This window comes from Mycobacterium sherrisii, from assembly GCF_002102355.1.
In the GTDB taxonomy this organism is placed as follows: domain Bacteria; phylum Actinomycetota; class Actinomycetes; order Mycobacteriales; family Mycobacteriaceae; genus Mycobacterium; species Mycobacterium sherrisii.
Map to the genome: position 1 here is coordinate 1 of NZ_LQPT01000115.1, position 1,240 is coordinate 1,240.

Sequence of the window (1,240 nt, forward strand, 5' to 3'; positions counted from 1 at the left end):
TTGACCTGACCCCGATCCGTTGATCCATGGCTTATGAGAGTCTTGCGGCCCAGGTTGTGGGCAGGAAGGCTCGACAAGATCATGGCGACGAGGAAACGGCACAGTCCAGAACAGGTTGTGCGCAAGCTGATGGCCGCTGACCGGCTGTTGGCCGAGGGTAAGGACACCGCGGCGGTCTGCCGCGAGCTTGGTGTTTCCGAGGCCACCTATCACCGGTGGCGCAATCAGTTCGGCGGCTTGAAGGCCGAGGACGCCAAGAAGCTCAAGGACCTCGAACGCGAGAACGCCACGCTCAAGCGGCTGCTGGCCGACGCCGAGTTGGAAAAGGACGCGCTCAAGGAGATCGCGAAGGGAAACTTCTAGGCCCGGAACGCCGGCGGGCAGCCGTTCGTCACCTCCAGCGCGTGCTGGGGGTCAGCGAGCGGTTCGCCTGCCGCGTCACCGGGCAACACCGCGCCACCCAACGCCATGAACCGGTCGCGGCGACTCCCGCCGATCCGGACGCCGCCCTGCGGGACTGGCTGCGGACCTACGCCAAGAAGCATCCCGCCGGGGTTTTCGGCCGGCTTACCATGACGCTCGAGCTGAGGGCTGGGCAGTGAATCACAAGAAGGTCCAACGCCTTTGGCGTGAGGAAGGCCTGCGGGTACCGCAGCGCCGAAAGCGTAAACGCCACGGCACCTCCACGGCCGCACCGACCGTGGTGGCCGATGCGCCCGACCGGGTATGGGCGGTGGACTTCCAGTTCGACGTCACCACCGACGGGCGGCCAATCAAGATCGTGTCGATTATCGATGAGCACACCCGTGAATGCCTCGGCGGCATGGTCGAGCGCAGCATCACCGGCGATCACCTCATCGACGAACTCGACCGGTTGGCTACCCAACGCGGCACCTACCCGACGGTGCTGCGCTGCGACAACGGTCCCGAATTAGCCTGCGGCGCAATGGGCGACTGGGCCAGCGGCCAGGTCGGGCTGCACTTCATCCCGCCGGGCGAGCCCTGGCGCAACGGCTACGTGGAATCGTTTAACTCTCGCATCCGCGACGAATGCCTCAACATCAACAGCTTCTGGTCCCTGGCCCAGGCCCGCGTCGTCATCGGCGACTGGAAACACGAGTACAACCATCACCGACGCCACTCATCGCTGGGCTACCAAGCCCCGGCCCGCTACGCTGCCACCTGTATCCACCGATGAAGGACTCTCGTTCGCCGTGGACCAGTTCACGGGGTCCGGCCA

Annotated in this window: 1 pseudogene; it reads left to right on the plus strand. The window is 65.2% G+C overall.

Annotated elements, in window-relative coordinates:
- Positions 1-81: 81 nt before the first annotated feature.
- Positions 82-1,198: pseudogene (locus AWC25_RS24150) on the plus strand (IS3 family transposase).
- The last annotated feature ends 42 nt before the right edge of the window (positions 1,199-1,240 follow it).